Source organism: Paraburkholderia sp. DHOC27 (genome assembly GCF_003429005.1).
GTDB lineage: Bacteria > Pseudomonadota > Gammaproteobacteria > Burkholderiales > Burkholderiaceae > Paraburkholderia.
Window position 1 is genome coordinate 518 of sequence record NZ_QVQV01000004.1, and the last position, 12,859, is coordinate 13,376.

The following is a 12,859-nucleotide window of genomic DNA, read 5'->3' on the forward strand; positions in this document are numbered from 1 at the left end:
TGGGCTGAACAGCAGCACGCAGCCAGCCAGGCCCGCAGCACCCGCCGCTCGCATAGCAATTGCCCGAAGAGGAGCGCGAAGCGTTGAACAAGCCTGATGAGGCGCATGAACAGTCATCAACATCGTCCTTATCAATAACAGTAAGAATTACTGAATATTGGGGACGATACCGAATGCGCAAAAAGATGGGTATCAGCTCAGCGCTGAGATTGCGTAGGGGATTTCGCACCTAAGCGTCAGTGCGAAGAAGACTACCGCCGCGCAGGCCCGCACGCGGGCGCGAGGGAGCTCTTCTTCGTAAGCGAGCGGCAACTCAAAGAATGACCAGAATCAACAAAAAAATGCGCCCATGAACTGCACCCCAAAAGTTGAACACATGTCCAACCTTCAGGGCGCACTCCGTGCCAGCTGTCTTTCGTTCAACGGCCGCTTATTCACTCCAGCAGTTGCTGCAGACTCGCCACCACCTGCGCGCCCTCCACCTCCAGCAGCCCGGCCGACACCGGCAGCTTGAACCGCCGCGGCCCCGCGCTGCCAGGATTGACGTACAGCACACCGTCGCGCTCGTCGATCAGCGGCTTGTGCGAGTGCCCCGTCACGACCACGCGGATGCCTTCGCTACCCGGATCGACGTCGATATCGGCCTGGTCGTGCACCACCAGAATCTTCACCTGCTGCACCGTCAGCGTGGCGTGAGTGGGAATCGCGCGGGCCCACTCGCCGCCGTCGTTGTTGCCGCGTACGGCGGTGACCGGCGCGATCTCACGCAGTGCCTCGAGCACACCCGGCTCGCAGATATCGCCTGCGTGAATGATCGCCTCGCATCCTTGCAGATGCCGGAGTACTTCGGGACGCAGCAGATTGTGCGTGTCGGAAATCAGGCCAATGCGAGTCATGACGGCGTGTGAGATCAGATAGGTCAGATACGTGGAGTCAATCAACGCGGCGCGTAGTGCACCGCGAGCCATACCGTCGGCACGCTTTCATGCGTCCACGCCACACGGTGTTTGCGATGCGCTTCGATCAACAGATAATCGCCCGGTTGCATGGCATGCACGCGCGCAGTGCCCTCGCTCTCATCCTCGTCGTCGCCAGTCCCCTCGCCCGCCGCGAATTCGAGCCGCGCGGCACCGCTTAGCAGCACCACCCACTCGTCACGCGGACTGTCGTACCAGAAGTCGGGCGGGCTCGTCTGCCCGGTCGACACGATGCGCTCGACGACCACGCCCGCCCGTTCAACCAGCGTATCCACCCACTCCTGCTGCGCGTGCGTGACCTCGTCACCGAGGCTGAACAGATTGCCGCTGCGACCCAGCATGCGCCCTCCCTATTTCATCGGCTTCAGACCGTCGAGCAAGGTGGGCACCAGTTCGCTGATGGTCGGATGAATGTGCATGGCGTATTCCAGCGTCGGGTATGGCGCGCCCGCCGCCATGATGTCGATGAAGGTGTGAATCGCCTCGTCGCCCTCGATGCCCAGAATCGCCGCGCCGAGAATCTGTTTGCTGTCCGCATCGACCAGCGCCTTCATGAAGCCATCGGTCTCGCCGCGTTCGCGGGCGCGGCCGACGCGCGTCATCGGCATGGTCGCGATCAACGCCGGGCGGCCCGACTCACGCACCTCCGCCTCCGACATACCCACCCGCGCGAACGGCGGATCGACGAACACCGCGTACGCCATGATGCGCGTATCGGCGCTGCGGTTGCCGCCCTCGAACAGATTGGCCGCGACGATCTGGTAATCGTCGTAGGAGGTGTGTGTGAACGCGCCGCGTCCGTTGACATCGCCGATCGCCCAGACGCCCGGCACCTGGGTGCGCAGCGCGCCATCCACGGGAATGATGCCGTGCGGGTTGGTGGCGATCCCGGCGGCATCGAGACCGAGATCGTCGGTATTCGGCCGGCGGCCGGTGGCGAACAGCAGATGCGTCGCCTCGATAGCCGGCTGCGCGTTGCCAAATGACACCCGCACGCCGTCGCCGGGCAACGGTTCGACGCTTTGCGGTTCGGCGCCGAAGCGAAACTCGATGCCCTCACGCGCCAGCACTTTCTGGATGGCCAGCGCGAAATCCGCATCCTCGCGGGCGAGCACGCGCTCGCCGCGCACGATCACCGTCACGCGGCTGCCGAAGCGGCGAAATATCTGGGCGAATTCCAGCGCGATATAACTGCCGCCGACAATCGCCAGATGCTCAGGCAACTCGGTCAGTTCGAGCAGGTTGGAGTTCGTGTAGTAGCGGATCCGCTCGAGACCTTCGAGCGGCGGCACCACCGCGCGCGTGCCCGTGTTGATGAAAATCTCGTCGGCTTCGAGTTCGGCGCTGATCTGCCCATCGTGACCGCTGACGCTGAGCGTATGCGGCCCCGTAAAGCGCGCATGACCGTTGAACACGGTGACGTTGTCCGCGCCGCGCAGCCATTTTTCGACCCCGCTGCGTGACTCGCCGATGATCCGGTCCTTGCGCGCCTTCACCTGGGCCAGATCGACCGTGACGTCGCCTGCCACCTGCACGCCATACGAAGCGGCCCGCCGCGCGACGTGGGCGACGCGCGCGCTGGCGACATAACTCTTGGTTGGCGTGCAGCCGACATTGACGCAGGTTCCACCGAACGCACCGCGCTCGATCACCGCCGTTTTGCGGCCGTTCTTGCCAAGGCGCACCGCAAGCGGCGAACCGCCTTGTCCGGTACCGATCACGACTGCGTCGAAGTGCTGTGGCATGGCTTATCTCCGGAAGCCCGTGAGTGGGTCCGTGCCATCTTACGCCAGCGAGTTTCTCGAGGGTGGCGATCCGCGCTTTGCGAATCAATCGGTCTGGGCGCGCGTTGGGGATTGCAGCGCTATGAACCGGATGATGAATTGCGCGTGGGAACTGCGCTTGATGAACTTCGACAACCTGGGCATCCGGCAACGTCGTGTCGCGGAACGGCTGCCTGAATACAGCTTGATTCTTGTTACTGTGTTGCTTGCTGTGTGGCGTGAAGCCAGCACCAGCGTGATACCGCCTGCTACGTTCGGCCTGAAACTCAGGCGTTGCAGTGATGCACTGCGCAGATCAGTTCACGCGAGCGTTGCAGCGCCCTGCGTGCGCCCATCGTCGCCACCAGCACGCCAACCTGGCTCAGGTTGAAGTCCTGCGCCACCATAATCTGCATCAACGACACCATCGGTAGCACCACCGCTGGGTGATAAAGCTGTCTTTCCAATAGGGCTCGCATATCCGGCTCCTTCGCATCCCATCGTCCCTGCACCGTGCCGGGACTGTTTCGATGGTGGGATTCTAGGGACTTCGGACATAGGGATAAATACCAGGAAACCGAAGGGACTTGTCGCTAAACACGAACAATCCGCCGGGATCGCGGAAACGCCCGCCAGACGGGGCTCGAGTGCATGTCTTAGGACTCCGGGAGATGTCGCGAACGCACGTTCACGACATCCGTTTCGCGCCTCGAGCCGTCAACCTCCACGCGAACAGCAAGGTTATTCGAGCGGCGCGCCGACGAATTCCGGCAACGCTTCAGCGCGCGCGGAGAAGGCCGCGAGCGCCGGATAGCGCGTTTCATCCACGACGCCGGGCAGCATGAACTGCGTGAAACGCCACGCCACCGCCACCGTGATGTCCGGTTGCATCAAACGCTCGCCGCACAGCCAGCCCGTGTGGCCCGCGAGGCGTTGTTCGAGAAGTGCGTAGGCCGCGTGCATCTGCTTTTCGACCCGCTCGATCCACGGCTCGTACTGCCATTGTGCGGGCCGCAGATTGCGCTCGTAGACCTGTTGCATGGCCTTTTCGGTGGCGGCAAGCGCGAGTCCGATGACGCTCAGCGCATGCAGCCGCGCGCCCGCGTCCTCGGGCAACAGCCGCGCCGCGGGCGCGACCTGGTGATCGAGATGATCGAGGATCAGGGTGGAGTCGATGAGTACCGTGCCGTCGTCGGCCACGAAGGTGGGCGCCTTCACCACCGGATTGATGCCGGCAAACTCGTCGTAATGGCGAAACACCGAGAGGCTGCGATGCTCGAACGGCAGACCGAGCACAGCCAGCGAAATCGCGACCCGACGCACATAGGGGGAGTCCAGCATGCCGATCAATTGCATTCGTTGCCTCGTGGAATGAGCCGAAGGAATGCATGACTTTAGACGAACTCCGTTGCACTGGCGAGGCGTCGGGGCGGTCTACTCCTTACACCGCCTGCCATGCCTACGACTCCCCACACGCTGGAGCCTTGCAGACACTCAACCGCCGCTCAGCACACCCATGCGCGCGCTCGTTTCAATGAGGCTGCGCGCATACGCGCTGGCCGCCACCGGACGGCTGAACAGATAGCCCTGCTGCTTGTCGCAGTCAATCGACCGCAAAAACGCCGCCTGTTCCGTGGTCTCCACGCCCTCGGCGGTCACGTTCATGCCGAGCGAGTGCGCCATCGCGATCACTGCCTGGGTGATGGCAATCGAATCGCGATGATCCGGCAACCCCGCCACGAACGAGCGGTCGATCTTCAGGTTGTGCAACGGAAAACGCTTCAGATACGACAGCGACGAATAGCCCGTGCCGAAGTCATCCACGGAAATGCGTACGCCCATGCGGGTCAGCGCGCTCAGCATGGGCAGCACGCTCTCGCTGTCGCTCATCAACAGGCGTTCGGTGATCTCCAGTTCCAGCGCGTCCGGCGCGAGCCCGTTGCGGGCGAGGCAGCGTTCGATCCATTCGACCAGTCCGTCGTTGAACTGACGCGGCGACAGGTTGACCGCGATCACCAGATCCGGCTCCAGCGTGCGGCGCCACTCGCCCAACTGCGCGCAGGCACGTTCCAGCACCCAGTCGCCAATCGCGATGATGAGGCCGGTATCTTCGGCCACCGGAATGAATTCCACCGGCGATACGTCGCCCAGTTCGCTGTTGTACCAGCGCAGCAGCGCCTCCGCGCCCACGGTGCGGTTGCGCCGGCTATCCACGATGGGCTGATACACGACGCTCAGTTCGCCCGCGCCCAGCGCGCGGCGCAGCCGTTGTTCGACTGCGAAGCGCCGTTGCAGATGCTGATTCAACTCCGCCGTAAAAAACTGGAAGTTGTTGCGGCCGCGCTGCTTGGCCGAGTACATCGCCGAATCTGCGTTGCGCATCAAGGTGGGCACGTCCTGGCCGTCCTCCGGAAACAGGCTGATGCCCACCGAGGCGCCCAGGTAGTACTCGTTGTCAGCCACCGCGAACGGCACCGCGATCGATTCCAGAATCTGCCGTGCGAACGCGATCAGATCCGTGGGATCGTCGTAGCCGTTCACGACGATCACGAATTCGTCGCCGCCCACGCGCGCGAGCGTCGCGTTTTCGTCCACGCAGGAAGCGAGCCGCCGTGCCACGCTGCACAACAGGGCGTCGCCCGCTTCGTGACCGGCCGTGTCGTTCACTTTCTTGAAGCCGTCCAGATCGACGAACAGCACGGCCACGCGTGCCAGTTCCATGCCGGGCGCCGACGGCTGGAACAGATCGCGCATCCGGTCGGCCAGATAGGCGCGGTTGTAGAGCCCGGTCAACGAATCGCGCGTGGCGAGGAATTTGAGCTGCTGTTGCGCCTTGCGTACCGGGCCGATATCGGTGAACGAAATGAGCAGCGAGCCGGGTTCGCTTTCGCCTGGCTTGCGGATCGGCACCACGTTCTGCGTGATCCACACCACGTCGCCGTCCACGAGTTCGAGGCCGATGGTTTGGCCGAGCAGCGGCTTGCCGCTCGCCAGCGCACGGATGGTCGGCCGTTGCGCGTGCGTGAGCGGCACGCCGTCTTCGTCGAAAGCACGCACCATCACGGTCAGGATATCGTGGCCGATCAGGTCCGCCTTGGCATGCAGGATTCGCAGCGCACTCGGATTGCAGGCGAGCACGACGCCCTCGCGCGTCTGCACCACGATGCCTTCGTTGAGATGATTGACGACCAGCCGGTGATGCTCCTCGCTTTGCGCGAGGCGTTGCGCCATAGCGTCCTGATGGACGGCGAGACCGACGCTGCGGCTGATGTCGCGCAGCATCGCCTCTTCTTCGTGGCTCGGGCGGCGCGGCATGCGGTAGTAGACAGCGAAGGCGCCGAGCACCTTGCCGACATCGTTTTCAAAAGGAATCGACCAGCAGGCGCGCAAACCGAGCGGCAGCGCCAGATCCTTGAAATGGGCCCAGAGCGGGTCGGTCTCGATGTTTTCGACCACCACCATGCGCCGCAGAAACATCGCCGTGCCGCACGAGCCCACTTGCGGGCCGATCTCGACGCCGTCGAGCGCGTCCGCATACGACTTCGGCAACGATGGCGCACCGCCTGCGCGGGCATGCAGGCCATCGGCGTCGAGCAGCAGGATGGTACAGCTCGCGCCATCGCCGAGCAGCGCTTCGGCGCGCCGGCACACTTCGTCGAGCAGTTCGGGCAGCGGCGTATTGCGCGTGATCAGCCGCAGCACACTGCGCTCGGAAGCGAGCAACTGTTCCGCCAGACCCGACGAATAATGGTCGCCGTCGGCGTCCGCGCCGTCCGTATCACCTGAAGTCACCTGAGCCGTCATATCTGAGCCCCCCATCTCAACATCGGCAGGTTTGGCCCCACGGCATACTGGGGTTTACGCCTGGCACTGCCTCGTAACGGCCGGTCCGTCGCTACATCGGCATCGCTCCGGATGCCTGGGATTCCTGTACACCTGCAATGCGTGCCTGGTGTTCACTGCACCGCTACCGCCGCGCCCGCCCGCTAGTTGTGCGCGTGCAGGTCTGGATTCAGTTGCCCCCACGTCTTGTTGCGCGAGATGGCTTCCACCGCGCCGGTCTGCGAATTGCGCCGGAACAGCCAGCCCGCCTGACCGGAGAGCGTGGCCGCCTTCGCCACCGAACCGTCCGGCAAGCTCAGGCGCGTGCCGGCGGTGACGTAGCAGCCGGCCTCCACGACACAATCGTCACCCAGCGAAATGCCGATGCCCGCATTCGCGCCGAGCAGACAGCGCTTGCCCACCGACACGACCTGCGTGCCGCCGCCCGACAGCGTGCCCATGATCGACGCGCCGCCGCCGATGTCGCTGTGATCGTCCACCACCACACCCGAGCTGATGCGGCCTTCCACCATCGAAACGCCGAGCGTGCCCGCGTTGAAGTTGCAGAAGCCTTCGTGCATCACCGTCGTGCCCGGCGCGAGATAGGCCCCGAGTCTGACCCGATCCACGTTGGCGATGCGCACGCCAGCGGGCACCACGTAGTCGGTCATGCGCGGGAATTTGTCGATGCCGGTGACTTCGAAAGCGATGCGTGCGGCCCGCGCGTTCAGACGCACCTGGGTGACGCTTTCGACCGCGCACGGCCCGAACGAGGTCCAAGCGACGTTCGCGAGCAGGCTGAACACGCCGCTCAGATTGGCCTCGTGCGGTTTGATGAGACGGTGGCTCAGCAGATGCAGGCGCAGATAGACGTCGTGCGCATCGCGCGGCGCTTCGGCGAGCGACGCGATGCCGGTGCGCACGCCGACCACTTCGACGCCGCGGCGTTCATCGAGACCGACGCAGCGCGCCGCGGCCTCGCCGAGTTCACGCGAGATTTCGTCTTGCGATAAACGCACGGTGCCGTCGATGACGGGCGCGTCGCTCAGTTGCGGCGCGGGAAACCAGCTATCGAGGATGGTGCCGTCGGCGGCGAACGTTGCCAGTCCGAGCGCCGACGCGCCGCCGAGCCTGTATTCAACCGATGCCATCGCACTCGTCTCCTTGTGGACGTGTCGCTCAATCTGGCCGCGCAACCGCGTGGTCCGCGTGGTCCGCGTAGTGGTTGGCCGTATGAGGGCCTTTGAAGTCTCCCCGGGCCTTTTACTACGCCTTGCGTAGCCGAAAGCTCAAAGCCCTTGCAGATGCTCAAGGGCGCTTAACGGCCCTTAAGCGCCCACTACGGCGCGCCAAGCTCTGCCCTATCACCGCTAGAGGTTCCGCGGCGACCTGCGCCAAGCCCCCAACTTGCCCGTGCTAGCGACTGTTGTTGCCGCCGGGCGGCCTGTTGCCACCCCCGCCACCACCGCCTCCGCCTCCGCCACCGGGTGGTCTGCCGCCGCCCGAGGGCCTGCCGCCACCGTTGCCGGGTGGCCGTCCGCCGCCACCGCCGCCCGGCGGTCTACCGCCAGCGTTGCCACCGCCATTGTTCGGCGGCCTGCCGCCGTTACCTCCGCCGTGGCCACCGCCATTGCCTGGAGGCCGGCCGCCGTGGCCGCCGCCATTTCCGGGTGGCCGCCCGCCGCCGTGACCCGGCGGGCGGCCGTGACCGGGTGGCGGACCCGGTGGACGCCCATGTCCCGGCGGACGACCGTGCCCATGTCCTGGCGGCGGACGATGCGCCCAGCGCCCCTGATCGTGATACCACGGCCGGTTGCGGTAATAGCTGCCCCAATACGCGCCGATCGAGAAGGTGACGATGGGCAGGCCGATTCTCGGCCCGTAGCCCAGCACGGGCACCGGCGTGCCTTGATAGGGATAGTTCAGACTTCCAGCGTAAACCCAGCCACGCAAGTTCGGTAGTGCGACATCGCACCATGTGTATCCGCTGACACATCCCATCACCGTGACAGCGGCGCCGGGCGGCAGTTGCGAGACCACCGGATAGTCCGGCGCGGGGCCCGCACGCAGGTTCGCGACGGTGTTGGTGAACGCCTGCGACTGCGCGAAAGCGGCGGCTGGAAATGCCAGCAAACAGCTCAACAGCGCGGCATACAGGTACTGCGCGAACGGTCTTCGCATCGATGCCTCCAATGGCACGGTGACGCTGCGTGGTTCGATCCCTGCCTAGCCTACCTCATCGCACCGGACGCCGCTGAATGATCTGTCACTTCAGCGGCGGCTCAGTTGGCACTTCAGTTGCCACTTCAGTTTTGCCCTTCACCACACCTCGCCTGCGATTGCGCACGGCAACATTTCGTAAGCAGCCCGGAAAAGGGTCTTGTGCTTCGCGCTCTGCCCGCTACGCGACACACCGATCATTCACGCCACGACTGACTGATACCTGTTCGCCGGAACCGCCATGAAGATCGCTCGCTCCTTTCCCTTCGCACGCCTTGCCTACGCTGCACGCCTCGGCCGTCTCGCCTCGCTCTCCGCTCTGCTGTTGGGTCCGCTGTTCGGTCCGGTGTCTGTGCATGCCACCAGCTTCGACTGCGCGCGCGGACGCTCCATCCCCGAGCAGTTGATCTGCCACACAACGGACCTGTCGAGACTCGACGACCAGCTCGGCAGGCTCTATTGGCAGGCGCGTCGCCGTGTCGACGATCCCAAGGCTTTTCGTGCCGACAGCGACAGCAAATGGAGCTGGCGTGAAGCGCATTGCCGCGAGGAAGCATGCCTGCGAACGTGGTACGGCGGCCGCATCGAAGAACTGCAGCAGTTGCTGGCGAGCCTGCCGGGTGGGCCGGCCGGTACCGCCAGATCGCCAGGCTCGTCGCCCGCACCGTGGCCCGCTGAACCAGACGCGGCGTCGGCCACGCCCGCGCATGGTCTGCACGAACTACCGCGCGATACAGGGCGGCGCGCATTTGCCGCCAACGAAAGCGAAAACGACAGCAGCGACGACCACGCCAAAGCCGATAACAACGGCACCCGCGCCCACGCCCCCTCGAAGCACCTCGCAAACAACGCAGCACTCGCCGCAACGACCCCATCACTTCAATGCACCGCAGCCGAACCCGGTCTCGTGCTGCACGATCAATGCCCAACCGTGCTGAAACAGAACACACAGTGGCGTTATCCGGCGCAGCCCGGCGACTGGTTTTGCGACGTGGCCACACTGGCGCAGACTCAGCGAGCGACGCGTGCGCAGTGAGACGCCGCGGACGGGACGATCACGCGCGGCCGCACGCGAGGGAGACCCGCCGCCTCATGTCAGAAGCTGAACCACGCGCGGCTCACGCACACCATCCACGAAGCCCCGTTCACATCAAACGGTACACACTCGTCCGTTTCAAACCTGCGCTTCGACCGCCGCGCGCTCACACAGCGTGGCAAGGTCGATCAGCATCAAGGTCCCGCGGCCCGGCAATTCCACTGCTTCCGTCATGCCGTTGCCCCAGCCGTTGCTCAACTGCCGCGTGAGCATGGCGGGCACAGGGATACGGCTCGCGGCGTCGATGGTCACGATGTTGTCCACCCCATCCACGACGAGGCCGTATTTCTCGCCACGGTGCTCGACGATCAGGATCTTCGCGTTCGCGAGATCCGCGTAGGGCGGCATGCCGTACATCGCGCGTACGTCGATCACCGTCACCATTTCGCGGCGCAACTGCAGCACGCCACGCACGAAGCTGGGTGCGCCGGGCGTCACCACGACCTCGTCCGAGTAGTCGATCACCTCACGCAACTGACCAATCCGCACGCCTAACAGATGGGCCAGCCGGAACGTCACATAGGTCTCGCGCGCACCGCCCCGCTGCCGCGTGGCTGCCGCCGCCCGCGCATTGTCGCGGTACAGATCGCGATGTCCACGTGCGATCGTCGTGATCCGTTCGTGCGTGCACAGCGCGTCCGCATTCAGCAGGATGATGCTGTCGCGGCCCTCGTTGCCGAGGCAGCCCGCGAACAGCGCAACGTGCCGGCGGCTGTACGCGGGCATCGCCAGCAGTTCGTCGTCACGGTAGGCGACGATGCTGCGCACTTCGTCGACCATCAAGCCGACGTGGATGTCCTGCTGGTTCAGCACCACGATGCGCCGCTCGTCCGCCGGCGTGCCGTGCACCGCCTGTGCCTCTGCCGTCGAGTTCTCGCGCGTGAGTCCCATGAAGCGCGCAAAATCGAGCACCGGCACCGTCGTGCCGCGCAGGTTCAGCATGCCAATGCAGATCTCGTCCGCGAGCGGCGACGGATGCATGGCGGGCACGCGAATGATTTCCTGGATCGCCGCCATCGGCAGCGCGAGGTGCGCACCGGCGACGCGAAACGACACCGTCTGGCGCCGCTGCGCCTGCTGCGCACGACGCTCGGCAGCACCCGCGCGATGATGCAGTTGCGGCACATCCGGCAAACCGAGCAGCGCGGCCGCCGAAAGAATCTGCAGGATGCGCTCGCCGCCATCGAGCTTGAGCGCGCCGCAGATCACCGCCGGCGCATGATCCGCGCGTTCGAAGGTAATGCGCTGCGCCGCGGGCACGCGCAGGATTTCGCCGGTGGTATCGAACAGCAGACCGATGCGCATGTCGGCGAGTTCGACGATCGCAATCTTGCTGGTGCTGCGCACGCCGTCATCTGGCAACTGGAGTAGCTGCCGCAGGTCGACAATCGGAATCAACGTGCCGCGCAGATTGAAGAGCCCAAGCAGATGGCCAGGGGCAAGCGGCACCGGCGTGATCGCAGCAGGATAATTGACCACTTCCTGCAAGGCCGCGACCGGCAGTGCCAACTCGGTCTGACCGAGATGAAACGAGCCGTACAGTTCGAGGCTCGCATTGCCGCGGGTGGCGTTCTGGGTTTCCATGTTGAGCATTCCGTTCACAGAGTGCGGGCAATCTTCTTCACGACGAACGAATGTTGCCGGCAATCTATCAGCAATTGCCTGCCGCTCTCTCCCCCCACATCGGTATGCACGATCCGCACGCCAAGCGCGTCGAGCAAACGCTGCGCGGTGCGAAAATTCTGCTCGCCGATCGGCGCATGCGACGGCCGGCGCACGTAGTGAACCATGTTCGCGCCGCCGGCCAGCACGACCTCCAGTTCACGATACGACGACCGCTGGATCTGCATCAGCGAAAGCAAGGACGGAATGGCCTGCGTGACGTATTTGGCGCCGATGGCCGCGGGTTGGGAGTGTGCCTGACTCTGGTTTGCAACCTGGCTCGAAGCATGACTCGCCGCATGACCCGGCGCTTCAGGCAACAGACAATGCGCGAGCCCATACAGTCCGCGCTCGCGCCACAGCACGCCGATGCCCACACACGAGCCGAGCGTGGCACGCAGCACATCCGCGCCACTGCCAATGCCGATCGCGCACATATGCACCTGAATCTCGCGGATATCAGTCACGGGTGCGCCCCGCCGGGTTACGGTAGATGAGCGGCTGTTCGAACTCGAAGCCCATGTCGAAGCGCGTGAGCGATTCCGATTCGCCGACGATCAGCAAACCGTCCGGCGCCATCGCGCGGCGCGCGTTGCTGAGCACCGCCTGCTGTCCCTCGGCATCGAAATAGATCAGTACGTTGCGCAACAGCGTGACGTCGATTGCCCCAATCTCACGCGGCAATTCATGCAGGTTGTGCTTGCGAAACGTCACGTTGGCGCGCAACGCCGGGCCTGCGCTAAAACCGTCGCCATCCGCGCGAAAATACTTCTCCACCAGATCGGGACGCGACTGCCGGAGCGCGTCGATACTGCGCCCCTGGTAGTGCGCGGCGCTTGCCTTGCGCAAGATGCCGTCGGCGATATCCGTACCGACGATCCGGTAACGAAACGCCGGATGCCTCGCGCGGAATTCCTCGCACACCATCGCCACCGTGTACGCCTCTTCGCCGCTCGACGCCGCTGCCGACCAGACCCGCAAGGGCATGTCCGGATGCGTGTCGAACCAGCGCGGCAGCAACTGCTGCGCGAAATACTCCCAGATGCGCGGCGTGCGGAAGAACGACGTTTCGTTGGTGGTCACGAGATCAATGAAGTCCCGCACTTCCTCGGGTTTCGCTTCCAGCATCTGCAGATAATCGCGGTAACCCGGCAGTGCGAGTTCCCGCAGACGGCGACGCAAACGGCCTTCCAGCAAGGTCCATTTACGCTCGCCCATCACAATGCCGGTATGGCGCCGCACCTGTTCGAACAGGGCGCGACGGGTCGCCGGATCGACCTCACGTTCCGTATCCACTGTGCCTCCTCAATTCGATGACA

At 64.6% G+C, this 12,859-nt stretch carries 12 protein-coding genes; 1 reads left to right on the top strand and 11 read right to left on the bottom strand.

What is annotated here, in order from left to right; all coding sequences use genetic code 11:
• Positions 1 to 434: 434 nt before the first annotated feature.
• From D0B32_RS15535 to D0B32_RS15570, 8 genes are all read right to left on the bottom strand, one after another.
• Complete coding sequence (locus tag D0B32_RS15535) at positions 435 to 896, bottom strand: metallophosphoesterase family protein (protein WP_181969838.1); 462 nt, start codon at positions 894 to 896, stop codon at positions 435 to 437.
• Between the two features lie 41 nt (positions 897 to 937).
• Positions 938 to 1,318: a cupin gene (locus tag D0B32_RS15540; protein ID WP_181969821.1), complete on the bottom strand. Its 381-nt coding sequence runs from the start codon at positions 1,316 to 1,318 to the stop codon at positions 938 to 940.
• A gap of 9 nt (positions 1,319 to 1,327) precedes the next feature.
• A complete protein-coding gene (locus tag D0B32_RS15545) occupies positions 1,328 to 2,722 on the bottom strand; it encodes an FAD-containing oxidoreductase (protein ID WP_117334893.1) in 1,395 nt (464 codons plus the stop codon).
• A gap of 305 nt (positions 2,723 to 3,027) precedes the next feature.
• Positions 3,028 to 3,219, bottom strand: coding sequence for a hypothetical protein (locus D0B32_RS15550; RefSeq protein ID WP_117334894.1), 192 nt, complete (start codon positions 3,217 to 3,219; stop codon positions 3,028 to 3,030).
• A 262-nt stretch (positions 3,220 to 3,481) separates the two neighbouring features.
• Positions 3,482 to 4,096, bottom strand: coding sequence for a glutathione S-transferase family protein (locus D0B32_RS15555; RefSeq protein WP_117334895.1), 615 nt, complete (start codon positions 4,094 to 4,096; stop codon positions 3,482 to 3,484).
• Positions 4,097 to 4,234: 138 nt separating this feature from the next.
• A complete protein-coding gene (locus D0B32_RS15560; protein ID WP_117334896.1) occupies positions 4,235 to 6,544 on the bottom strand; it encodes a bifunctional diguanylate cyclase/phosphodiesterase in 2,310 nt (769 codons plus the stop codon).
• Between the two features lie 182 nt (positions 6,545 to 6,726).
• On the bottom strand, positions 6,727 to 7,713 hold the full coding sequence (gene dapD, locus D0B32_RS15565) for a 2,3,4,5-tetrahydropyridine-2,6-dicarboxylate N-succinyltransferase (RefSeq protein ID WP_117334897.1): 987 nt from the start codon (positions 7,711 to 7,713) through the stop codon (positions 6,727 to 6,729).
• Positions 7,714 to 7,978: 265 nt separating this feature from the next.
• Positions 7,979 to 8,743, bottom strand: a complete 765-nt coding sequence (locus D0B32_RS15570; protein ID WP_117334898.1) for an SH3 domain-containing protein — start codon at positions 8,741 to 8,743, stop codon at positions 7,979 to 7,981.
• 280 nt (positions 8,744 to 9,023) lie between these two features.
• Here D0B32_RS15570 and D0B32_RS15575 point away from each other — a divergent pair, with 280 nt between their 5' ends.
• Positions 9,024 to 9,818, top strand: coding sequence for a hypothetical protein (locus D0B32_RS15575; protein WP_310591198.1), 795 nt, complete (start codon positions 9,024 to 9,026; stop codon positions 9,816 to 9,818).
• A 138-nt stretch (positions 9,819 to 9,956) separates the two neighbouring features.
• Here D0B32_RS15575 and D0B32_RS15580 read toward each other — a convergent pair whose 3' ends face one another.
• The 3 genes from D0B32_RS15580 to D0B32_RS15590 are packed head-to-tail and all read right to left on the bottom strand — an operon-like array spanning position 9,957 to position 12,836.
• On the bottom strand, positions 9,957 to 11,462 hold the full coding sequence (locus D0B32_RS15580) for a chemotaxis protein CheW (RefSeq protein WP_181969822.1): 1,506 nt from the start codon (positions 11,460 to 11,462) through the stop codon (positions 9,957 to 9,959).
• 14 nt (positions 11,463 to 11,476) lie between these two features.
• Positions 11,477 to 12,007 (bottom strand): chemotaxis protein CheD, encoded by a 531-nt coding sequence (locus tag D0B32_RS15585; RefSeq protein WP_259295019.1) that lies wholly within the window; start codon positions 12,005 to 12,007, stop codon positions 11,477 to 11,479.
• Positions 12,000 to 12,836 (bottom strand): protein-glutamate O-methyltransferase CheR, encoded by an 837-nt coding sequence (locus D0B32_RS15590; protein ID WP_117334900.1) that lies wholly within the window; start codon positions 12,834 to 12,836, stop codon positions 12,000 to 12,002. Before D0B32_RS15590 ends, D0B32_RS15585 begins: the two co-directional genes overlap by 8 nt.
• Positions 12,837 to 12,859 lie beyond the last annotated feature (23 nt).

What these genes read in the sequence shown, in the direction of transcription:
- D0B32_RS15535 (WP_181969838.1), bottom strand. Translation starts at nt 896, where the DNA reads ATGACTCGCATTGGCCTGATTTCCGACACGCACAATCTGCTGCGTCCC.
- D0B32_RS15540 (WP_181969821.1), bottom strand. Translation starts at nt 1,318, where the DNA reads ATGCTGGGTCGCAGCGGCAATCTGTTCAGCCTCGGTGACGAGGTCACG.
- D0B32_RS15545 (WP_117334893.1), bottom strand. Translation starts at nt 2,722, where the DNA reads ATGCCACAGCACTTCGACGCAGTCGTGATCGGTACCGGACAAGGCGGT.
- D0B32_RS15550 (WP_117334894.1), bottom strand. Translation starts at nt 3,219, where the DNA reads ATGCGAGCCCTATTGGAAAGACAGCTTTATCACCCAGCGGTGGTGCTA.
- D0B32_RS15555 (WP_117334895.1), bottom strand. Translation starts at nt 4,096, where the DNA reads ATGCAATTGATCGGCATGCTGGACTCCCCCTATGTGCGTCGGGTCGCG.
- D0B32_RS15560 (WP_117334896.1), bottom strand. Translation starts at nt 6,544, where the DNA reads ATGACGGCTCAGGTGACTTCAGGTGATACGGACGGCGCGGACGCCGAC.
- dapD (WP_117334897.1), bottom strand. Translation starts at nt 7,713, where the DNA reads ATGGCATCGGTTGAATACAGGCTCGGCGGCGCGTCGGCGCTCGGACTG.
- D0B32_RS15570 (WP_117334898.1), bottom strand. Translation starts at nt 8,743, where the DNA reads ATGCGAAGACCGTTCGCGCAGTACCTGTATGCCGCGCTGTTGAGCTGT.
- D0B32_RS15575 (WP_310591198.1), top strand. Translation starts at nt 9,024, where the DNA reads ATGAAGATCGCTCGCTCCTTTCCCTTCGCACGCCTTGCCTACGCTGCA.
- D0B32_RS15580 (WP_181969822.1), bottom strand. Translation starts at nt 11,462, where the DNA reads ATGGAAACCCAGAACGCCACCCGCGGCAATGCGAGCCTCGAACTGTAC.